Annotated in this window: 14 protein-coding genes; 6 read left to right on the top strand and 8 right to left on the bottom strand. The window is 41.8% G+C overall.

Going from position 1 to position 23,633, the window contains the following annotated elements:
- The first annotated feature begins 63 nt into the window (after nucleotides 1–63).
- From QT327_RS00680 to QT327_RS00695, 4 genes are all read left to right on the top strand, one after another.
- Nucleotides 64–1,257 carry a FecR family protein gene (locus tag QT327_RS00680; protein WP_289551619.1) on the top strand — a complete coding sequence of 398 codons (1,194 nt, stop codon included), beginning with the start codon at nucleotides 64–66 and terminating at the stop codon, nucleotides 1,255–1,257.
- A gap of 187 nt (nucleotides 1,258–1,444) precedes the next feature.
- The gene (locus QT327_RS00685) at nucleotides 1,445–4,900 is read left to right on the top strand and encodes a TonB-dependent receptor (RefSeq protein WP_289551620.1); all 3,456 of its coding nucleotides are present in this window, start codon (nucleotides 1,445–1,447) and stop codon (nucleotides 4,898–4,900) included.
- Between the two features lie 26 nt (nucleotides 4,901–4,926).
- On the top strand, nucleotides 4,927–6,816 hold the full coding sequence (locus QT327_RS00690) for a RagB/SusD family nutrient uptake outer membrane protein (protein ID WP_130855394.1): 1,890 nt from the start codon (nucleotides 4,927–4,929) through the stop codon (nucleotides 6,814–6,816).
- Between the two features lie 285 nt (nucleotides 6,817–7,101).
- Nucleotides 7,102–7,995, top strand: coding sequence for an EamA family transporter (locus QT327_RS00695; protein ID WP_289551621.1), 894 nt, complete (start codon nucleotides 7,102–7,104; stop codon nucleotides 7,993–7,995).
- 36 nt (nucleotides 7,996–8,031) lie between these two features.
- Here the strand turns inward: QT327_RS00695 and QT327_RS00700 are convergent, their stop codons facing one another.
- Complete coding sequence (locus QT327_RS00700; RefSeq protein WP_289551622.1) at nucleotides 8,032–9,327, bottom strand: paraquat-inducible protein A; 1,296 nt, start codon at nucleotides 9,325–9,327, stop codon at nucleotides 8,032–8,034.
- Between the two features lie 445 nt (nucleotides 9,328–9,772).
- A complete protein-coding gene (locus tag QT327_RS00705; protein WP_289551623.1) occupies nucleotides 9,773–10,339 on the bottom strand; it encodes a hypothetical protein in 567 nt (188 codons plus the stop codon).
- A gap of 678 nt (nucleotides 10,340–11,017) precedes the next feature.
- Between QT327_RS00705 and QT327_RS00710 the strand changes: the two genes are divergently transcribed.
- The gene (locus QT327_RS00710) at nucleotides 11,018–12,442 is read left to right on the top strand and encodes a sulfatase (protein WP_289551624.1); all 1,425 of its coding nucleotides are present in this window, start codon (nucleotides 11,018–11,020) and stop codon (nucleotides 12,440–12,442) included.
- A 72-nt stretch (nucleotides 12,443–12,514) separates the two neighbouring features.
- Here the strand turns inward: QT327_RS00710 and QT327_RS00715 are convergent, their stop codons facing one another.
- Together QT327_RS00715 and QT327_RS00720 are read right to left on the bottom strand one after the other, a co-directional pair.
- Nucleotides 12,515–12,769, bottom strand: coding sequence for a hypothetical protein (locus QT327_RS00715; protein ID WP_130855390.1), 255 nt, complete (start codon nucleotides 12,767–12,769; stop codon nucleotides 12,515–12,517).
- A 163-nt stretch (nucleotides 12,770–12,932) separates the two neighbouring features.
- Nucleotides 12,933–14,471: a sulfatase family protein gene (locus QT327_RS00720; RefSeq protein WP_130855389.1), complete on the bottom strand. Its 1,539-nt coding sequence runs from the start codon at nucleotides 14,469–14,471 to the stop codon at nucleotides 12,933–12,935.
- A 439-nt stretch (nucleotides 14,472–14,910) separates the two neighbouring features.
- Between QT327_RS00720 and QT327_RS00725 the strand changes: the two genes are divergently transcribed.
- The gene (locus QT327_RS00725) at nucleotides 14,911–15,603 is read left to right on the top strand and encodes a phosphonatase-like hydrolase (protein ID WP_207303733.1); all 693 of its coding nucleotides are present in this window, start codon (nucleotides 14,911–14,913) and stop codon (nucleotides 15,601–15,603) included.
- An 89-nt stretch (nucleotides 15,604–15,692) separates the two neighbouring features.
- On the opposite strand, the gene QT327_RS00730 is transcribed toward QT327_RS00725, so the two are convergent.
- The 4 genes from QT327_RS00730 to QT327_RS00745 all read right to left on the bottom strand — a co-directional run bounded on the left by QT327_RS00730 (nucleotide 15,693) and on the right by QT327_RS00745 (nucleotide 23,624).
- On the bottom strand, nucleotides 15,693–17,000 hold the full coding sequence (locus tag QT327_RS00730; RefSeq protein WP_130855388.1) for a glucosidase family protein: 1,308 nt from the start codon (nucleotides 16,998–17,000) through the stop codon (nucleotides 15,693–15,695).
- Nucleotides 17,001–17,021: 21 nt separating this feature from the next.
- Nucleotides 17,022–20,177 (bottom strand): GH92 family glycosyl hydrolase, encoded by a 3,156-nt coding sequence (locus tag QT327_RS00735; protein ID WP_242627158.1) that lies wholly within the window; start codon nucleotides 20,175–20,177, stop codon nucleotides 17,022–17,024.
- Between the two features lie 5 nt (nucleotides 20,178–20,182).
- Nucleotides 20,183–21,952, bottom strand: a complete 1,770-nt coding sequence (locus tag QT327_RS00740; RefSeq protein WP_130855387.1) for a class I mannose-6-phosphate isomerase — start codon at nucleotides 21,950–21,952, stop codon at nucleotides 20,183–20,185.
- Between the two features lie 79 nt (nucleotides 21,953–22,031).
- A complete protein-coding gene (locus QT327_RS00745; protein WP_289551625.1) occupies nucleotides 22,032–23,624 on the bottom strand; it encodes a RagB/SusD family nutrient uptake outer membrane protein in 1,593 nt (530 codons plus the stop codon).
- Nucleotides 23,625–23,633 lie beyond the last annotated feature (9 nt).

Here is a 23,633-nt window from a genome sequence, read left to right on the forward strand (position 1 = left end):
TTAAAACTTTCTGTAAGGTTTTTCAAATTCTTGTGTTTCTATGTTGATACGTAACCAAGAGCCATGCAAAACCTAGATCGAATCGTAACATTATTAAAGGGATATTTGAGCGACAACCTGACTGTGGATGAGTCTGCCGAGCTTCAGCAATTATTGAAAAATCATCCCAGTCTTAACGAATTGTCGAATGAATTGAAGGATATCGGTCAGCTGGAGTGTGCATTACAGGAGTATGAGATACTGTACAATGAAATTAATAGTAACAAAGAACAGCAGTTGCTGACTGATATTCTTTTGCAAATCAATGATAAAAGGGGGCGAAATCGAGTATATCATCTTAGGCGACAGATAATACGGTACAGCTCTGTTGCGGCAGTTTTTATCGCTTTCGTTGTTGGAATCTTCTTTTTGCGTAAACATTACTTTGTGATCGAACCAAACGAAAAAAATGGTCAGTCGTTAAGCGAAAATTTCGTTCCCGGGCACAACCAGGCGACATTAACTTCATCGAATGGACAAACACTCGAACTAAGTGATGCCCATCTTGGCATTGTCATTAACAAGAATATTACTTACAACGATGGTACCGAGCTGAATATCGGACAGAATACCATTGAACATACGCAACTCACCCTGTCTACCCCCAAGGGCGGTCAGTATCAGGTAACCTTAGCGGATGGAACCAAGGTGTGGCTGAACGCAGCTACTGTACTCTGGTATCCGCAGAAATTTGCAAGCGACATCAGAATAGTCGAACTAGAAGGAGAAGCATATTTTGAAGTTGCAAGAAACGAAAAAGCTCCTTTTGTTGTTCGGACAAAAAATGAAAGTGTTCGGGTGTTGGGTACGCACTTTAATGTCAATACTTACCGGGATGAACCGGTTTCTATCGTTTCTCTTTTAGAGGGAAGCGTGACCGTATCGCTGCCTAATAAAATCTCCCAAATTTTAAAACCCGGACAGCAGTCTATCACACGCACGGACCGAATAGACGTTCAGCCCGTAAACACAAGTGAAGCGGTAGCATGGAAAAACGGCGAGTTTATGTTTAATAGCGAAAACTTAGTGAGCGCTATGAATAAAATTGCGCGTTGGTATGACCTTGAAATCATTGTAGAACCTCCATTAAGAGAGATAGCCATATGGGGGGCAATATCAAGATATGACAAGTTTGACAAAGTACTTGAATTGATTCAACTTGTAGACAGCCGCATAAAATTTAAAATAGAAGGAAGGAGGGTGACGCTCATGAAATAATCTTACTGCCGGAAAATTAAGGAAAACGAAAGACCGAAGAAGGTGGTGCTTCTTCGGCCCGAAGGTTCCAATTCTAAAAAGAGATATCGTATTTTTTATAAACTAAAACCAATTAAAGGTAATGAAAAATTACATTTTATCATTGGGGGTAGACCTCTTATGCCCCAAATATAAATTCCTAATTATAATGAAAATGATAACCGTGTTGCTTTTGCTTACACTCTGTCAAGTTCGTGCCAAAACTTTTGGACAGAACATCAGCATTTCAAATTCGAAGATGCAGATAGTAGACCTGTTCAGGGAAATTAAGAAGCAAACAGGATATACGGTTGTCTGCAATGCAGAGATTATTAGAGCAAATTCCAACCTAAAGGTTGAGGTGCATAATAAACCATTGTTTGAAGCACTGAATATGATTCTGTCTCCTCTCCAATTAACGTATACGGTGAGAGATCGATCCATTGTTGTTCGAAAACGCACAGAAGATAAGCAGGTTACTAGCGCTGTAATGGTTCCAACGAAACCCCAACAACGAATCACAGGAATAGTGACCGATTCCGATGGCACCCCGTTGCCGGGCGTCACCATTAAACTGAAAGGGAAATCTATCGGCGAAATAACGAATAACGACGGAAAGTATAGCATCGCGGCATCCACCGGTCAAGTGTTGCAATTTAGCTATATAGGTTATGAACCAAAAGAAGTACTAATAGGGACTGATCTTACCGTCGACGTTAAGCTGCAATCGTTGAATGAGGCCTTAACAGAAGTGGTAATAGTAGGCTACGGTACGCAGAAAAAAGCGGTAGTATCTGGTGCAATAGCTACCGTAAAAGGGGAAGATCTTGCTAGATCTCCGGCGGCTAATCTTTCAAATTCATTTGTCGGTAGACTACCGGGAGTAACAGCCATGCAAAGTAGTGGAGAACCTGGCTACGACGGCTCTACGCTTCGTATTCGCGGTATTAATTCGCTACCTGGCGGCAACAGTGAACCCTTAATCGTCATCGATGGGGTACCGCAACGCGCAGGTGGCTTGGATCGGATTAATCCGAATGATATCGAAAGCGTATCCGTATTAAAAGATGCGTCGGCCGCCATTTACGGCTCTCGGGCAGGTAATGGCGTTATCCTTGTCACGACGAAACAAGGCAAAATAGGTAAAGCCCAAATTTCTTATGATTTTACCTATGGTATACAGCGCCCCACTCGTACACCGAAAATGGCGAATTCGGAACAATATACAGCTATTATTAACGAGGTTACGGGTGTATATCCGCAAGATCCCGCAAAGTGGACAGAAATCTGGCAAGCATTTAATACAGGTACCGGTACCTACAATGGAACTTCGGGAGCCATCAACCCGGAATATAGTCCTGAAGAAAGACAAAAATATAGCGATGGATCAGACCTTTTACGTTATCCGAATACGGATTGGTTTGCCGCTACGCTAAAAGATTGGTCTCCACAGCAACGGCATAACGTACAAATAAATGGGGGTACCGAAACGACAAAATACTTGATATCCTTAGGGTACTTAAACCAAGATGCTATTTATAAGAATTCGGCTACATATTATAAGCAATACGATTTGCGTGCAAACCTGGAATTCAATTTTGGTAAATATGTTACGGCAAGGTTAGCGATAACCGGTCGAGAAGAATCGCGTAATTTCCCAACTAGAGGAGCTGGCGATATTTTTAGATTTCTTGCGCGCGGTCTTCCTACCAATATTGCCACATGGCCTAATGGACTTCCCGGGCCCGATTTAGAGAATGGTGCTAATCCGGTTGTAATTACTACCGGTGCAACCGGATATGATAGAAATACAAGGGACTACTTGCAAAACACAGGAGCGATCGATATTAAAATCCCCGGAGTAGAGGGTTTAAAATTAACGGGAACGGCTTCGATCGACAAATACTGGGGCAGATCGAAAAGATGGGAAACACCTTGGACCTTATACGATTGGGATAAAGTGAGTTTTGAAGCCGATGGGGTCACACCAAAACTATCGGGCTATATACCAAAAGGAATAGAACCCAAAGCTCAACTTCGGGAAGCTACGGAAGATCAATTAGCGATCAACGTATCGGCCTTGGTTTCCTATGATAAAACGATCAAAGGTGTACATAACATTTCCGCAATAGCCGGGCTGACCCGTGAAACCGTGACCAATAACGGTTTTTTTGCAGCCCGAATGGATTTTCCGTCGATACTAGTAGAACAATTGAACTTTGGCGACCGTGTGCGTCAAACCCTGGGCAACGAAAACACCTATGATAGAGCACGATTGAGTTACTATGGTCGCGTAAACTATAATTACCAAGAAAAGTATCTTTTCGAGTTTAATTGGCGTGTAGATGGATCGTATATTTTTCCTCCAAACAAAAGGTTTGGCTTTTTTCCCGGGGTATCGGCCGGTTGGCGTTTATCCGAAGAAAGCTTTTTTAAAAACAATATTGCTTTCATCAACAATTTAAAACTAAGAGGTTCTTGGGGTCAGATGGGCGCAGAAGCTTATTATGACAACAGCCTTCAAGAATATAAATATTTATCACTGATGAATACCGGACAGGGTGTATTCAGCGACCTACTCTATCAAACCATTTACGAAAGTACCATTCCAAACCCAAACTTCACATGGGAAGTGGCCAACAACAGCAATATTGGCTTGGACGCCTCATTTTTGAACGATAAGCTGGCTCTGGAGCTGGACTTATTCTATAATAAACGGACCCATGTTTTAACAAAAAATCCCGGTGTAGTACCTATAAGTTCAGGTATTTCGGGCAATCTGCCTATTGCAAATCTTGGTAACCTCATTAATAAAGGTTACGAATTTAAATTAACCTACACCGATAAAGTTGGCGATCTGTTTTATAATATAGGGGTGAATGGCGGCTACGCGAAGAATAATGTGCAATACTCCAGTGATGTAGCCAATACTTTACCTTATCAACAACAAATAGGAAAAGTTACGGATTCATGGCTGGTGTATTTGTATGACGGCGTTTTCAAAGATCAAGCCGCTATTGATGCGAATACCGTCGATTATTCTGCTCTTGGATTAAAAAACGGGAAATTATTGCCGGGGGATATGAAATATATAGATTATAATGGCGATGGTAAAATTACAAGCGACGATCGTGTACGACTAAACCAAAATAGCACGCCCACTTTTACAGGAGGCTTAATACTAGGAGGACAATATAAGGGCTTTGACTTTAATATATTGATACAGGGAGCAACCGGTGGAATGCGAAGAATGGGGCCCACGGAATCGGGATTAATAGGAAACTACCTCGAATGGAATTATAATCATCGTTGGTCTATTGATAACCCGAGTGACACAGATCCCCGTCTTACCAATCGTTCGGACACCTATTATACAACTACTGATAATACTTATTGGATCCGCAGCACCAATTATATAAGATTAAAAAATGTTGAATTGGGATATACTTTACCAACTCAATTGGTTAACAAAATAGGCTTGAGTACGCTTCGCTTTTATATCAATGGCATTAACCTGGCAACCATTGACAAGATAAAAATATGGGATCCTGAGGCTAACAACAGTACCGGTCAATTTTATCCGCAATCTAAAATTATCAGTTTTGGCGTAAAGGCTGTGTTTTAACCCAATTATAAATAAACTAAGGTGAAATGAAGACATTAATGAAAAACAGGATTTTTTATATGTTGGCTGTTCTATTGTTTACGACAGCATGTAGTACAGATTTTTTAGATGTATCCCCTCGTAACGCGTTCTCCGATGAGACGATATGGCAAGACCCGGTATTAGCAGAAAAATTTGTCAGTGATATTTACAATGTTTTTGAAGCAGGTAACTCCGGTTTCACCGAACAGATGCAAGCTTCGGCAACTGATGAGTCGTTATGGAACCATACCGATGCTTTCCTCTTATTGAATACAGGTGCTATCAATGGGGCAAATGAAGGCTGGAGCGGGACATCCAGGTGGTGGGAGCGCATGTATACGTATATAAGATTCAGCAATATTGCGATCGAAAGACTAATAGATGACACCAAAAATGGTATCAGTGATCAAGGAGCTAAAGATAAATTATTGGCTCAGGCTTTTTTTATTCGCGCCTATTGTTATCACCAACTATTAAGGTACTACGGTGGTGTCCCGATTATTACCAGCAGCTATGAATACTCAGAAGATCCAATTATATATGAAAAAGAACGCGGCACGTATGAGGCCTGTGTAAATCAAATTATACAGGATTGCGATGAAGCCTACCGGCGATTGGGGAATACTGTACTTGAAAAAGGACGTATTAATTCGCTCACTATTTTGGCGCTCAAATCCAGAACTTTGATTTATGCAGCAAGCGATCTGCATGACGCCGTAAAGCTTACTGCAAAGGTCACGGATCTAAATAATCTTTCGGAGAGATTACCTTTATTAGCGTATACGAGCGGCTCCCAAGAAGAACGGTATCGTTTGGCACAGGCTGCCGCTAAGGCGGTGTTGGATGCGGGAACGGGTTATAAATTAAATCTAACCGAACCGGTCGCACCGGAACAGGGGAGAATTAATTATAAAAGTATCGCCATGGGTGGCGGTAGCAAAGCAGCAGGTATTGATCAGGGGGCGGCATCTGACATACTTTATGCACGCTATTTTATCACCGAACAAAGTTCAACGCATGCCAGAGATAACGGTCCGAATGGTTATAACAATTGGGGTGGGAACCAACCTATAGGCCTTTTGGTAGATGACTATGAAATGAATGATGGAACTAAATTCGATTGGAACAATCCCCTTCATAAAGCGGCCCCTTATAAAAACAGAGATCCGCGCTTTTATGCCTCCATATTGTACGATGGCGCAGATTGGAAACCAAGAAATAACCCTTTAGACCCAGCCAATCAAATACAAACAGGCGCATATGATTTAATCGTAGATGGCAAGCTGACGAAATTTGCCGGACTAGACACAAAACAAGGACCTAAGGAAGCACATAACGGGACTTGGACAGGTTATTATATTCAAAAATTTATTGATCCGGACCCGAATATTATTGATGCGCAAGCAAGGCAGTTCGTGCCCTGGCCCTATTTTAGGTTTACAGAAGTTGTATTTAACTATGTGGAAGCCTGTATTGAACTGGGCGACACGGAAACGGCAAGAACTTGGCTAAATAAAATTCGCTTCCGGGCGGGCATGCCCGCTATCACAGCAACGGATCAAAGTACGCTAAGAGAAATATACCGCCATGAACGCCGCATAGAAATGGCTTATGAACAACAGCGTTTTTTTGATGCGAGGAGATGGTTAATTGCTGAAGAAACACTTGGCAGGAAAGTGACAATAGTTAAAATTGATGGAACGTTCAAGCCTGGAAAAACCTTGTCAGGTAATTATAGATATGATGAATCTATTTACAATTACAGCTATACTCCACAGGAATTTAATAGTAAAGAAAATCGTGTTTGGAAAAACCAACTATATTTTCTACCCCTTTCGCGAGACGAAATAAGGAAAAACCCATTATTGGTTCAAAATCCAGGATACATTGAATAGTCACTTTGGTATAGAGTATCGACGATTTTGTTTGGTTTACCTATAATTAATTTACAAGGTTTAAAACTCGTTAAAACGAGTTTTAAACCTTGACTCGGTGACATCAACCATATTTACTTATAACCAAGTTAGGTAAAATCCGTTACCCCTCCTCACCAGCCTAGCTGAAGCTGATAGGTCGGAATGAAACGACTGAGTTTAAAGAAAATGACGTATATTAGCCCATAACAAAGACAGTTTTTTCCAACCGCATGCCGTCATATCAAGTGTTAGCTTTACATCTTAATGAAACATTATCTATCTGCCGTATTAGGCTTCGCTATTTGGGGCACTTTTGCTCTAGTACTAAAACCGTTAAGTGCTTATGCGGCGCTGGATATTCTTATTCACCGCGTCATCTTTGCTGCCATTAGTATCGCTTTCGTTTGTTTTATGTTCAGAAGAAAACAAACTTTTGCCAGCATCCATTATGTCAAAACAATATCGCCAAAAGAAAGAGTAAAACTGCTGATAAATATGTTCTTCAGTGCCATTATGCTCGGGTTGAATTGGTTCTCGTTTATTTATGTGATGAATGCAGTCAGTGTCAACGCCACGTCTTTGGCCTACCTGATCTGTCCGATCTTAACGACAGTTCTAGCCAGCCTTTTTTTGCGTGAAAAACTGAATATAGGACAATGGTTTGCTGTACTGTTAAGCTTGATTAGTTGCCTTATCCTTGCATATGGCCATTTTATGGATTTGATTTACAGCATGGTGATCGCGCTTTCGTATGCAATCTATTTAGTGCTTCAAAAGAATACCTTTCAGATGGATAAATTTTTCACATTAACCATTCATATTGTCGTGAGCACCTTCTTGCTGCTCCCGATTTTAACGGTCATTGATACTACGGTACTTAAAACAATGACATTCTATGGCCTTGTTGCAATTATTGCAGTGGGTTACACCATTATTCCCCTGTTCCTCAATATTTTTGCTCTTAAAGGGTTGGATTCTTCTATTGTCGGCACCTTATTATATTTAAATCCCATTATTAGTTTCTTATTGGCCATTCTCTATTATAAAGAACCGATCAATACGGTTCAGCTTATTGCCTTTGGAATGATTTTCACGGCCGTTGTGATTTTCAACATCGCCTATTTGTACGGAAGGAAGAGAAATATGGCATTAAAGTAAGTCAAATAAACCGGTAACTATTCATATATAGCTGATTTAAGATGAAATTTCGGATATCTTTTTGGTGATTCTATGTAGTATTTCCGACAGGATTAAGGCAAATACGACAAATAGAACAAACACCATATAGCCCGGTTGTAAAGAGGTATTGTTTGTTGCAATACTCGTAATATTGTCTTCCCTGATGTTTAAAACGGCTAACTGAGAAGTTAGCATACTGTTCATACCAATATAGGTCAACATGATTGCCACCACCATGACGTCGGCCATGCTCCATTTACCGGACTTGAAAGCGAAAAAATGGACGAATTTATTCTTTCTGCTCGACTCGCGCAAGAGATAAAGGCCCGATGAGATGAGCTTACCGAGCGGAAAGAATACACTGAATGTTAAAATGAGCAGACCTACCACGATGGAATCGATCTTGGCATTCTTCAAAAGAATTACTACCACATCGATAATACTCTTGCTCTGAAAGAAAAGAACTTGGTCTTCAAAAATGAGATGTTCTCCCATTAAGTGGAAGTCTATCTTCTCCAACCTTGCTTCCACCTCAATCATGACCGATGAAACGCCTACGATTAACACAATGCCAGCGGCTAAAAGTGAAAAAATAAATAATGATTTTTGCAATTCCTGATGATCGATGAAATATTTCCACAAGGCCAACAACAGTAAAATACAGGCAAAAACAACAAGCGTATACGCATAGCTCTCGTAGCGGATATCGGCAAATAGTTTATCCGTCTTCTTTTTGAAGCCGGTACTGTTTCGCGCACCGTATTTACTGAAAATGGAGTTGGTTACTTTTCGTTGCGCCACCATAGAGCTGTCGAAAGTCGTTTCTTTTACTTCATCCAGTTTATCTTCGGCCAGATTTTTCAAGGTTTTCTTGGTGGATGGTTTGTTTACCTGATCGACAATGGTTTTTGCAAAACCGGGAACCTGATCGTGTAATTGATCTTCATCGACAAAAACATTGACTGCTGCCTTCCGTATTTTTCCTTTGATGCTCGTTTGCTTTTTCGTCAGATTACTCATGGCTTTATCGATCATAGCATGAAGCATTTTTTCCACTTCTTTCTGCAGCTCAACCCTTTGCTCCGGCGTAAAACTGAACTGCTGAATTTGTTTTTCAACTATTGTAGTTATCTTTTCTTCCCATTTATTAATAGAAAGAATGCCGAATGCAATGCTATTTACGGTACTATAGTCTTCCATGATCTGCACTTGCTGCCGTGATAGGGCATTGATACGGTACCCCGAAAAGGCTATCAATAACAACAGCAAGCTCAGCCCTATAGTGAGGAAAAGTTTAGTTTTTGAAAACATAGATATGTATTTAATCTTTCATATAAGTTAAGGATATATTACATACGATATGCCTCCCTATATTGTTTTACAGATCTAAAAAATTTTCGGGATGATTTTCACATTAATTCAACCAACCTGTGATCGTTACAGATTATATTAAACACTTTTTCATAAAAACAGGAAAAATCCTATATGAAAAATAGTGTTATACCTCTTTCATCGTTTCGCTATATTTCTCACTTTTGTTTCACTCAAGCATCCTATCTATCGAAAAACAGTAGGTGCGAATTACCAAATGTATTTCGGCACCGGCATGACCGACAAACGTGCATGCCTTAAAGAATTAACAAAGGGAAAGTGACATGGGAGGCGGCTTCGGCCGCCATTTTTTTAACTACTCTAGCAACTGATTCATCAAATTTCACATGTATTGCCGGTTTACCTTCGCACTGATCTGATCATTTCATAGCGAAGTCCTATTTAATGCATTTTTAGCCGCATAATGAAATAATGCTGCCGAAACTAGAAACAGGCCGGCGAAGAAACCATTAACGCCCAATATTTCGATGACCGAGCTGCCATGATGCTGCATACCTGCAAGAAGGGCAATTGTTGCAAGCACTACCAGTGTCAGTACGGTGACATACATGGCACGTTCCATGCCGGCCGCTTTGAACTGCGATAGCAAGGAGCCAACGATCACGACGATGGCTACTGCTATATACATAAGGTTGCCGATATTTGGGCCGCTGCCGATCAGGCCTACTGCTAAGTTGGCCCAGATCATTAAAAAGGTGGCCACGACCATTATGCTGATGGCAATTCGATACATGAGATTGGGCGATCGCCTAACCAGCCACGTAAATGAAATCCCCGTTCCGAATATAAGCGCTCCCATAATAATAAAATCAAGCGAGCTCCAGTTTACCTCGTTGGTAAAGTGCATGGCTACGAAAGGGATCAGCAATAGGAACAGGGTCACACATGCGACACCTATAATAGATGAATAAATGCTGCTTTGCTTTTTCATGCTTTGAAAAATTTAGTGAATAATCTATTTTGTTATTTCTATTCAAAAGTACTTTGTATTTCAAAGTAAAACAAAAAAATTGGGAATTTTATTTTCATCGCCGCCTGGTAAGCAATTCTCCATTAGGCGTACTATGTAAAGCCGAATTTTTGAAGGCTAAAGCAAATCAGTGGACAGAAAAATTAATACAAGCTAAACACACGATTAATGCAACGAAATTATCTTTGTCCTATAAAAAATCGCCTTCTCATAATTAGGTTTATAATTGGTTAGCGAACGCTCCGTTACTCCCCATTTCGGAGCGTTTCTTTAGACACCCCACAACATGGTTATAGGCAGGTAACAAGAAGAAGAATAACCCCTTAATATATCATAGGCGTACCGAAAGAAGTACTCCATTTAATGCAACCGATTGCGTTTATTGTCAATTTTGTTTTCCTTCTTTTTTATACTACTATTGCTTTTACATTATTCTTAACTGCTATACACCGCTTAAAGACCGGATCATGTTACCAATGGGCCAAACACATCTCAAAGAATGAATGTTATGGTTTATTTTAACCTGTAGATGATGAAATTTATTATTTTTTGCCTTGTATTCCTTCTATCAGCCACATCAACTTTTGCATTCGGACAATCCAAAAAGCGTCCCAATATCATTGTTTTTTGGTTGATGATATGGGATGGCAAGATAGCTCAGAGCCCTTTTGGACAGAGATTACGTCCTTAAATCGGAAATACCATACACCCAATATGGAACGTTTGGCAAAAGAAGGCGCTAAATTCACCAATGCCTACGCAAACCCCGTATGCACGCCTACACGTGTCAGTATGCTGTCGGGCATGACAGCAGCTCATCATGGTGTGACGAATTGGACTTCTCCCGCTCCTAATAATAATACCGATGCTCTTGATAAACAGTTTGGCGCAGCATCCTGGAATTATAATGGTATGAGCCCGGTGCCGAATATTCCGCATACCTTTCATGCAACCCCTTTTCCGAAAATTTTGAAAGATGCCGGCTACTTTACCGTTCATGTAGGGAAAGCTCATTGGGGCTCTGCCGGAACGCCGGGGGCCAATCCTTATAATATGGGTTTTATGGTTAATATCTCGGGCCATACCGCCGGACATCCACAGAATTATTTGGGGCAGGAAAATTATGGCAATCTTCCAGGCAAGGCAAGTTGGCAGGCTGTACCTGATCTAGAAGAATATTATGGAAGGGATACCTTTCTCACGGAAGCACTCACTTTGGAGGCAATCAAGGCACTGGAACAGCCGATTAAAGAAGGGAAGCCTTTTTATTTGAATATGGCGCATTATGCCGTACATGTCCCATTGCAGGCTGATAAACGCTTTTATCAAAAATACATCGATACTGGTTTAGGAGAATCTGAAGCGATGTATGCCTCGTTATTGGAAGGTATGGATAAAAGCTTAGGCGACCTGATGGACTATCTACAAGAAAAGGGAATAGCCGATAATACCATCGTCATTTTTATGAGTGATAATGGAGGTTTGAGTTTATCGCCACCAAGGGGTGGATCACCGCATAGCCAAAATTCACCTTTAAGGGCCGGAAAAGGCTCAGTTTATGAAGGCGGAATCCGCGAACCCATGCTCGTGAAATGGCCCGGTGTTGCAAAAGCCGGTTCGGTGGTAAACCAATACGTAATGATTGAAGATTTTTTTCCCAGCATTTTAGAAATGGCAAGTGTTCCATCAACAGAAATTTTGCAAAGCATCGATGGCAAGAGTTTTGTTCCCTACCTTAAAAATCCCAATTTGAGCGACTCAACACGTGCATTAATATGGCACTCGCCAAACAAATGGACAACGGACGATGGCCCGGGTATCAACTATAAAAGCGCTATTCGGAAAGGGGATTGGAAGCTTATTTATAATATGCGTGATACAAGCTTTGAGCTATATAACTTAAAAAATGATATTCGGGAATCACATAATTTAGCTGTTCACTATTCGGATAAAGTGAAAGAACTCGGCCAATTGTTAAGCGATAAATTAAGAAAATGGAGGGCACCTATGCCAATAAACAAGACAAGTGGCCAACCTGTCCCCATGCCCGACAGGCACGACTAAACAGCAATGTGGTTATTGTTGATGTGACTGATATTCAAAAAGTCAATTGATAAAGTGAAAAGGCAACGACACTTACGAATTAGCTATTTTCATCTTTCGTTGGCCCGCCGATAAGGACTTTGTTTTCTTGAAAGTCAGAATATCGGTTAACTCATTAGCGGAAAGTGATTGAGATTCGTAAGTATCCAAACAATCTATTTCAACGTCCAGCGTCACCGGGTTCTCGGTAATCACATACGTATCATTCAACCAAATCAGTCGAATATCTCCTATCGTTGTAATCTCTAATTTGAGTAATTTACTTAATAAAGGTAGTTTCAAATGCATGGCAATAATTTTTATTCTAATATACCACCCTTATATTACACAAACGATTGTTTATTATTAATTTTTTATTTTTTTGTACGTTTTATAGAAATTTCAGCATAATATCTTCCGAATGAACCGATGTCTTCCTTCCCGAATACTGTATCGGCTACGGAGATTTCCTTTATTTGTTACGTTCGGCTGCTAAAATAGCAGCCAACTCCTTCACCATCTTCGGATGAGTATCTGCCACGTTATTTTTTTCACCCATATCTTTTGATAGATCATATAATTGCGGATGTGGCGCATTTCCTAATTCTGTGTCGGTTAACTTGGCATAAGCCCGTCCATTGCCCGGCTCAATGTATTTCCATTTTCCTTTAATAACAGCTAGACTTCCGGCGTGTTCAATCAAGTGACTTCTTCCCTCTTTATCTTTTCCAAGAAAGGTGTCCCATAAAGCCTGACTATCGAAGGCCTCTCCTTTCGGTATCGCCTGCCCCAGCATATCGGCAACGGAGGCGAGCAGATCGATCTGACAAAGAAGTGCATCTGAAGTAACACCCTTAGCTGCTCCTGCCCCACTGACAATGAAGGGCACGCGTGTACCTCCCTCGAATATACTGTATTTGCCTCCTCTTAAGGGCCCGGCAGGCATATGCCCATTTCGTTGGCTTACTGCACCATCTTGATAGCCATCATCCAACACCGGTCCATTATCACTCGAGAAGATAATCAGCGTATTGTCGGACAAGCCGAGTGACTCTATTTGATCCATGATCTGTCCAACAGTCCAGTCCAATTGCAGAATAGCGTCTCCTCGGTAACCTAGATTGCTTTTTCCCTTAAATATAGTGGCGGGCATACGGGGCACGTGGGGTTCAGTCAACGCAAAATAAAGAAAAAAGGGTCGCTCTTTATTCCGTTTTATATATTCCTGCGCAACCGAAAGAAATGTGGTAGAAACTTCCTCATCGACCCATCTTGCCCGATGGCCACCGCTCATATAGCCAATACGTCCGATACCGTTTACAATGGTTTGATTATGCCCTTGTCCGGGTGATGAATGCATCTTCAGCAACTCCGGATGTTCTTTACCTGTGGGATCATTGCCTACCGGTTGTTGGTAATCTACTTCTATCGGGTCGTTCTGATCAAGCCCTAACACGCGATGATTTTCCATAAATACGGTGGGTACACGGTCCGCTGTTGCGGGAAAAATAAACGAATAATCGAAACCGACCTCATTTGGGCCTGGCTTTACATCTGTATTCCAATTCTTCTTCACCTGTGTCCCCAGACCTAAATGCCATTTACCAACCACGGCGGTGTGGTAGCCCGCCTTTTTAAAAATTTTCGGCAAGCTTACTCGATCGGTGGGAATAATCAGCTTTGCATCGCCCGGAAGGACGCCCGTGCCCTGCTGTCGCCAAGGATAAATACCCGTCATCAAACCAAAACGGGATGGGGTACAAGTAGCAGAGGTTGTATGTGCATTGGTAAATCGTATACCGCTGGCAGCCAAACGATCGAGGTTGGGTGTCTGTATTTTTGTAGCGCCATACGCACTTACGTCGCCATAACCCAAATCATCAGCGTATATATAAATAATATTTGGTTTCCCGGATTTTTGCTGTCCGTATCCGAATTGGGAACTTAATAAGGCAATACTCAATAAAATGAGGCCCACCCATGGTTTTAAGTTGTTTGTTATTGGTGTCATTTTAGCATCTTTTATTCGCTACTACGTTCATTAGCTTGCTTTTTTTCTCATACAGCCTGTAGACCGACAAGCCGCGTTCGTGCGGTTAGCGATTCGTTAAATCATCAATAAGCAATAAAACTAACAGTTCTAGTTCACATTATCCAGTAGTGATTAAACGCAACCGATTGCGAAAAAACAGTTTAGCGCACCGCTGTCCAATACGACACCGTCAACGCAATGATAAGACATCTTAGATATGCTTTATTAAGTTGACGTTTACATATAGTGACAAGAAATATGTTTAGACAAAATAAACATCTGCGCTAAAATTGTACTATTTAAAACAAAATCATGCGCCTACCCTCCTTGTAAAGCTTAACATAAATTTAATTTTGGAAATAGTTCATTATAAGTAAACTTTGTTTATATTTGAAAATTGATTTAATATTTAAATTTTATGCCTAATGAAATAAAAATGGTTGTTTTTGATATGGCCGGCACCACAGTAGATGAAGATAATATCGTCTACAAAACATTGCAAAAAGCTATTAATGAAGCTGGATTTGACTTTAGCTTAGAACAAGTTTTAGCGGAGGGTGCCGGAAAGGAAAAGAAACAGGCAATCCGTTCCATACTTGCCAGGTATGAAAATATAGAGAACGAGGGTTTAGTTGATTCGATTTACGAGAGCTTCAGGCAGCAGCTCGACCAAGCCTATGAAAGGGAGGAAATTGTACCTCAGAAGAATGCCGAAGAACTTTTTAGAGCGTTGAAAGAGCGGAATATTTTAGTAGTTCTCAATACGGGTTACGATAGGATTACCGCTCAGTCGATTATCGATAAATTGCGATGGAAAGAGGGTGAGCAAATAGACGCGCTGGTAACCGCCAGCGACGTACCGGAAAATAGGCCTTATCCCGATATGATCCATTTTGCCATGAAACGTTTTAACATAACTGATGGCAGTCAAGTCGCTAAAATAGGAGATTCAACCATTGATATCAAGGAAGGTCAAAATGCCGGTTGTGGTTTAAATATCGGTATTACTACCGGTGCACATACTGTTGAGCAACTAGAAACGGCAAATCCGGATAAAATTATCGGCGATTTGATTGATGTATTATCTTTATTGGACGAGGTTACTGCATAAATTTCGTTGTTCATATATAGAAACAGAATCAACATAAGTGGTGTCTTAAGTGTAGAAAGAAACTTTCAGGCACCACTTATCGTATTCATTTATTCTTCTGTCTCGATATGTTCTTGCAAACAAGTAATGGCATCATATAATACCCCCGCTTCCCCTCTAAAGGTTCCGGAACCTTCGGGTTTATTATCGCGAGTATACCATTCGAAAAATCCGTTATTCTTGATCACACGATCCACCATCGGCTTTAGCTGTTCATAAGCTTCTTTTTGAAAGCCATACTTGACTAACTGCTGAATCATTCGTCCGCCAAACCAGGTCCAATCTCCTCCATTTTGATAGCCGTAAGGGTACATACCTTTGTTCTTGAACGCACCTTCGGGATAAGTGGGGTAAAGTGTTAAACCAATGGTTGCGGCTCCTGATTCCTTGACGTTGGCAATCATCTTGTCCAAAGAAGCTTTAATCTCGTCTTTATTTAACAAGCCAGCCTCAATAGCTATTGCTGTACCCCCATGATAGTAGATTGCATTTTCGTCAAAAGTGCTATCGAATGGTGAGCCGTTCAGGTAAAGATGGGGGATAAATTTTTGGCGCTTAGCATCCCAGAGATGTGCCATCGTGTTCTTCGCAATATGCTCGCGGATGGGCTTCCATTTTGCTGCTTTTTCAGGTACCATCTCCATAAAATTATCTAAGGCGATCAAAAACATGGCGTTATCATAAATATCGATCGCCAGGTGGGAATCGTCGGTTAGATAAACACCCCAATCATGCTCGGGTTGCACATCGCCCCAATCAGCTGTTGTTGCCCCCCATAGCAGTCCATATTTTTCGTTATATCGCTTATTCATTAGAAAGGATAAGGCTTGCTCCATCCGATCGCGTACAGGGATTGCACCTACTTTAAGGTTTAAAAACGTGGTGTCCTGCGTTGCTTGCAGGTATTTATGCACGGCCTGTATTAATGAGGTCTCCTGATCAGTTTCCACGGTGTTTTTATGTCCTGCGTAATGGGGTGCCAGATCGTTATAGATATAGTCATAACCCCCTTTGCTCGGTTTTACAGTAGATTTTGGAACAAAACCGTCAACAATATTACCATCTGTTCCTTGCAATTGGAAAAAGATAACCAAGTTATCCCTTAAGGTGTCTTTTGGGTGAGCTTTTGCAGCAAGGTTAATAAAAGTGTTATAATCGCGAATCCAAACTTCACGGTATCCATCTCCTGCATTAAAGCCCGTGCTTACCACCTTTAAGGCTCGCTCTTTCACTATATTTAGATTACTGTCAGCTGCAATTATCTGTGCTAATGTCTGTTCCTTATTCCTGCTCGTTTGGTTATTACATGCGTAAATGCCTAGGCAAACAAGGAATGAGATTATTGTAGTTCTTTTCATTTTTTATCTATTTATCATTTGTTAGTCTGCCGGGGGAATACCGCTGATACCCCATGCTTGATTAGGTTCGGATCCCATTTCCAGAACTAGTGTACCGCCTTTTAACACCTCTGCAGCCGGTAACCAGCAATCGTTCCATACTTTTCCGTTCAGATAAGCTTTTTGTATGTAAATATTTCGTTTACTTGTGTTTTTTGCTTCAATGGTAAAGCTTTGACCTCTTCCAAAACGCCCACCGAGATTAACTGTCACTTTCTTAAAAATGGGGCTGCCGATCTCATAAATTGGATTGACGCGGGTTCCTCCATCAGTTTGGAAGAGTCCTAACGCATTCATGACAAACCAAGCGCTCATTTGCCCTTGATCTTCATCACCCAAATATGCATTTGCTTCGCCATGCCCATAGTAACGCTCCATAATGGCACGACTCCATTTTTGTGTTAGCCACGGCCGCTTAACCCAGTTGAATAGAAAGGCAAAGTGCATGGATTGTTGGTTTCCCTGCACCACCGGATAATCCCAGTATTGATCATTCGGACCATTGAAACGCCAGCGGTAGCTTTCACCAAAGCCCCATTCCAATCGTTTGACAAAAGTTTCTTCACCAATTTTTTGTGCTAAACCTGTTACGTCCTGCGGCACAAAATAGGTCAATTGCCATGCATTTCCCTCTACGTAATGTTTATTAGCTCCTGATTTGAAAGGATCAAAATCAGGTAACCAGTTTCCATTCTTATCCCGCATCCTTGCATAACCCGTTGTAGTATCAATCGCATTTTTCCACCAGGACCCTCGGTTGGCAAAAATTTGGTATTCCTTTTCTTTACCAAGGGCTTTGGCAAATTGACCGACAGTCCAGTCGTCATAGCTATATTCCAGCGAATTGGAAAAGCGGCCTTCATCGAAAGGAACATAATGATGCTTAAGATAAGTCGCCAAATCGCGATTGCCGGCATAACCTCCTTCTACCGGTCCGGATAAGGTTGTCTGCATTTTATACGCTGCTTTAAAGGCCTTTTCTACATCATAATTACGGATTCCCATTTGATAAGCCCCTACAATAAGTGGTATCTCATGTTCAGCAACCATCACCGGAATATATTCCATACCCGCCGGTCCTTTGGCCAACCAGCCATTGGCATCGTACATTGCCAATTGTGATCGAACCCATTTATTTGACCACTCGGGCGTAATCAAGTTCCAGAACTGATTAAGGTTCCAGAAGGTATTCCAAAAAGCGTCACACCCTAGGGCCCGATCGCTTGTATCACTAAAACGGCGTACCTTTTCATCTGCAGACACCCAGCTTCCATCTACGTCACTAAAGGTATTCCTACTCGCTAGGGAACGATACATATTGGTATAGAAGCGTTGTTTTTGAAAAAAGTCGTCTGATTCTATATGCACACGATTTAATAATTCGTTCCAAACTTCTCGCTGATTGGCTACTGCTTTATCGAACGACCAACCAAAGGGTTTACTGATTTCCTCCATCAAATTCTGCTCCGCCTGCGTTAAACCGACAAAGGAAATACCGGTTCTGACTTGTACAGTATGCTTCTTTCTTAGGTCGAACTCTACAAACATACCGGCGTTTTTTGCATGACCAGTGGATAGTTCCGGCTGTTTTAACACCTGATCGTCCTTCCAAAAACCCAGTTGTTGAATAGGCTGGTCGAACTCCATCACAAAGTATACGGTATAAGCCTGATCAACACCGCCTGACCAGACACTTTTCGATAGTTGTTTACTATATCCAACAATGCGGTTAGGTGCAATTTGCTTCAAACTTGCTTCTTCAATTTCATAAGGATATTCACTTGGGATTTGTAGATCGACCATGACGCGGCCAGTGTCTCCACGATGGTACGTATAACGTTGCAAGCTGCTACGCGTACCCGCGGTTAATTCTGCCGTAATATCATAATCGGACAAATCTACCCGATAATAGCCTAAAGGGGCTTTTTCGGTCGACTTATCAATTCTGGATCGGTAACCACTATCAGGCTGGTGCTCGTCACCGATACGAATCTGCAAAGGACCTGTCGTCGGAAAAGTCCCCAAACCGGTCATGGTCCATTCATGGATATGGCTAAAAGTCCCGATCGACTCAATGGTAGGGTCATATCCAGCTTGCCAGCCGCTATTCTGATTATCCGGACTCAACTTCACCATGCTAAACGGCATCCAAGGACCCGGAGCGATCATCCATCGTGAATGGGCGGCCCCCATCATGGTATTGACATAAGTCGCGGGGCTAGCTTCGCTTTGCGCCGACCGGAGCACCTCACCGCTCTCCTTCAGCTGTCCATTAACAAACAGCGCGTATTTGCTTTTTTTGGATTGCTTAACAGCCGGCATCGGCGCTTCGAAAATGTAGCGTCCTGAATCAAGCTGCCGCTTAAAAATAGATTGTCCCTCCAATTTGACTTCAAGAACGGGGCTTCCTTTTAGGGAAGAAATATCGATCAACAAGGGTTGATAACGCTTACTTGCTTGTTCTATTTCATAGTCAGCGGTTTCTACACTTCGGATTAAGGCATCATTTGTCGATTTTAAGGAAACTGTGGAGGGTCCTTTCAATAAGAGGTTATCGAAAACAAGCCAACCACCTTGAAGGCTTGTCAATTGAATCTCATTGAAACCATTTCTTAACAAATTAGGTGGTATTGATATTTCAATCCGTTGTGCATCTGTATTCGAAAAAGGACCGACGGGTTCGGCCTTTCCTTTACTGCTTTTTAGTTGAAAATGATGAGCCTGTCCGTTGATGGTAACTTTCAATACCGGCGCATGGAGTGGATCAGTCTGCAATATATTAGCTTCGAAATAAAACTTGTCAGCTTTATGCAGATGCGCTAACTCAAAGTCAATATTTAGGACATGCGAACGTATACCCGCAGTTGGTCCGGTACCTCCCCATTTCGTTGCCGGCCCCGGTAGTACATAAGGCCACTCCTTAGTAGGATCTGAATAACCGATCAGAAAAAAACGATCTTCAAAACCGAAATCATGTGCAATAAATTGCTGATATGCATTGGGTGCCAAGGCCATCCCCTGTGGGCTATGATCGGACTTACCAATTTCCCATAAGATTTTTAAATCCTCGTTAGCACGCGCGGTCAGGGAAACCAATACGGTAAGCAAGGCCCATGTGTATTTTTTTATTCGCATCATTCTTTTTATTGATTTAAACAAGCTTCATCTTTCACGAAGGCCACCACCACTTTTGCTTTCTTTTGTCCCAAGTTTCGAAGGCTATAACCATGAGCTGCTGCCGGGATTGCAAACGTTTCTACGAAGTTAAACACATGCTTCGATCCATTAGCAGTTGTCAACTCAATCGACTCTCCTTCTACCAACATCAATACATGACATTGCCCGTGCGTTAAGATATTAACACGATCGTCAAATTCGTAACGGTCAACCGTGTAGAAATGTTCAGGATGTGTTGGCAAGTGAATCACGCTGCTCTGTTCATCGAGCACCTGTTGTACCGGTTTTGAGATCAGTGTATCTATAACAGCCTGCCCCTTTCGTGAGAAATCTAAGTTATCAAAAGCCCGATCAATATTTAAAGGTCGTGGATTTCCTTCTAAATCCGGACGAACCCAATCGTACATCTTGAAAGTAAAAATATAAGGTGTCGCACTGATTTCCAGCACCAGGTTATTCTTACCGGAAGCATGGACTGTCCCGTTCGGAATCAGGTATAATCCATGCTTTTCAGCAGGAAATTTCTGCACGTAATCTTCAATATTCAAGGCTTCATTTTTCTCGAAACTTTGCTCCAGTGCCTGTTTGAAACGTTTGGGTTCGATGTTGTCCTGAAAGCCAAGATAAACCTTCGCATCTACCTCACAATCAACAATATAATAAGTTTCATCTTGTGTAAAACTTTCGCCAAAATTTTCTCGAATGTAAGCGGTTCTTGGATGGCACTGAATGGATAGATTTCCCCCCTCATAGGTATCCAGAAAGTCGAAGCGAATAGGAAACTCGTCACCAAAACGTCGATGTGCTCTTCCTAATACATTTTCGCTTTCCTGATACATCAGTTGATCGAAGGAAATCTCTAGCTGGTTTCCTCCGTCTGTTAGCACCAGGCCGTTTTCAGGGACAATCATCTCAAAAGACCAAGCATAATTAGGAACTTCCTGGTCTAGACCAGGTAAATGATTTTTTAACCATTGTCCTCCCCACACACCGGGTTCGAACCAAGGTCTGACCCTAAAAAAAGATTGTGACATCTGCTTAAGGGTCTTCCGAAGGGCGTCGCCATACATCCAAGAGATTGTATCCGATTCTTGCTGATCTGCCATGATACTGATGTGAGGCAGTAGCGCCTTTTTATGTTTATTCAGGACAACCCAATCAACAAAATAAAAACGTTTGTAGGTTTGTTTGTTATCTTGCAGTCGTTGCGCACCCAGATTGCGTACCAAACCGGCGCGCATACGCTTTTGGATGATGTTTTTAGGAAGATCGATATAGACTATCGGTGCCGTTGAACTACAAAGTGCAGCGCCGCAGCCATATACTACTATTTGCTGTGCGCTGCCATTGTAAATCAAACTTTTAAGTCGGCCTCCATCAAAAAAATCGACTAAGGATAAAGACGTTTTCGTTCCAAAGATCGGATCGTCACCTCCAAGAAAAGGCTGTACCATGGTTTCAATGCTCGATGTTGGCAATAAAGCTTGATCAACCGACACGAATCGTACTTCTTTACCAAGGCTTTTAAACGATGCTTCCAAATTGCTCACCACGGTATGCCAATCGACACCAATATAACCATCAAGTAAACAAAGAGGTAAATCGCCTAAAATATTGGTAACCAACGCATCAAAGCCTTTAAAAATTTCGCCTTGCGCCGGATAAGTCGGGCATATTTCATAATTCAGGTTTACTTTTCCATTGGCTAATTCCATTTCCTTTTGTTGTTGTTCCATAATATTAATCTTTCTTTTTCGTATCTTCTTTTATCCTTAGTCGAATTTTAAGTAATCAGCACATTATTTCCTATTCATGTTAGTAGCCAGGGTTTTGCGTTAAACTAGGATTCCTTTGCAGTTCATCCGTTGGGATTGGTAATAACAAATTCTTTTCTTGTATAATTGCGCCTTTATCATTTGCATGGCCAATAACCGGTTCAAAACGGATATCTCCGCCGCCATCTCCGACTGGTACCGGAAACATCCGCGTGCGTTGGATGTCAAACCATTGCCGGCCTTCAAATACCAATTCGCGGTAGCGCTCTTTCCAAACCTCTTGAACAAATTGCTCAACCGAAAGGCCAGCTAAACTTTGTCTCAATTGATTGATATCAGATTTCCACAGCGCTCTTGCCCTAACCTGCAAGAGGTAATCAACAGCTTCACCCGTTACACCTTCCGAAAGGGCGATAGCCTCGGCAGCAACCAATAGCACATCCGAATAGGTATAAATCGGCAAGTCCTTTCCCGAACTAGCTGTTTCAAAGGTCGCTACATCATCCATCCACATATAAGGAGCCGTAACAAAATTCAGGGTTGTACCATTAGATCGGGTTAATGACGAATGGAAGTATTGTTTTTCCTGAATACGGAGGTCATCCGTACGGTTATAACCTTGTAAAAATCTGGTTGAAGGCCCATAAGCGTTATTGGTAATGGCAAAGACCGTAGAGGATGCCGCTGTAGCCGGGAAAGCCCAGTGTACGTGAGTGGAAGTAGAAATACCTACCGCGAACTCATAATAGTAAATGTATTCCGCACTATTATTATCCACCAAACGCAGTTTATTATAGGCCGTACTATTCAGATTAACCGCACCATCCGCGCTACGATCGTGCGTAGTTAGCTGGTAAACCCCACTACTGATAACGGACTTAGCAACCGATGCACTTTTCGCATACTCCGCTTTTTGTAGGGGGTAACCTCCCATCGTAAGGTAGACATCTGCTAGAAGCGTGGCAGCCGTACCCCTGGTTATCCTTCCACCGTTGTCTGGCATGATCGTCTCCGCAAGTTCTCCTTCATTCACGGCAAACTCCAAGTCAGCGGTAATCAAGGCGTACACTTCTTCCAGAGGGCTCTTGGGAACATTTAAATTCTCTAAGCTTTCATAAGGTTCGGTAATCAACGGCACTTCGCCAAAAAGTCGAGCGAGTTGAAAATAACCCATCGCCCGAAAATAACGCGCTTCTGCCAACAGCTGATTACGCTGCGTATCTGACAAACCGGGTGTTGCAGGAATGTATTTAATCGCATTATTGGCACGGGCAATACCCCTATACAAGATGCTCCAAATATCCTGAAAATAGGTAGACAAATTGGTTGCATTGAAGGTCATGTTTTGGGCATGCTGTACATGCACCTCCTGCCCCTTAAATTCATTGTCGATATACCCGGTTAAATACGGGCCGAAGAACATTTTCGCACCGGAATAATGCGTACCCGACCCATCGTAAAGCTGTGGCGCACCCGTTCTGTACAATCCGTTAACGGCATTGATGGCATGCTCCGGCTGTGTGAAATATTGACTGCCGGCTATTTCATCTTTAGGTTCCTCTTCCAGAAACTTTTCACATGAGCTGAAAATGACAGCTACTGCAATTAAATATATAATGATAATTGGTTTCATTTGATCAAC

It is taken from the genome of Olivibacter sp. 47 (assembly GCF_030372825.1).
Taxonomy (GTDB): domain Bacteria; phylum Bacteroidota; class Bacteroidia; order Sphingobacteriales; family Sphingobacteriaceae; genus Olivibacter; species Olivibacter oleidegradans.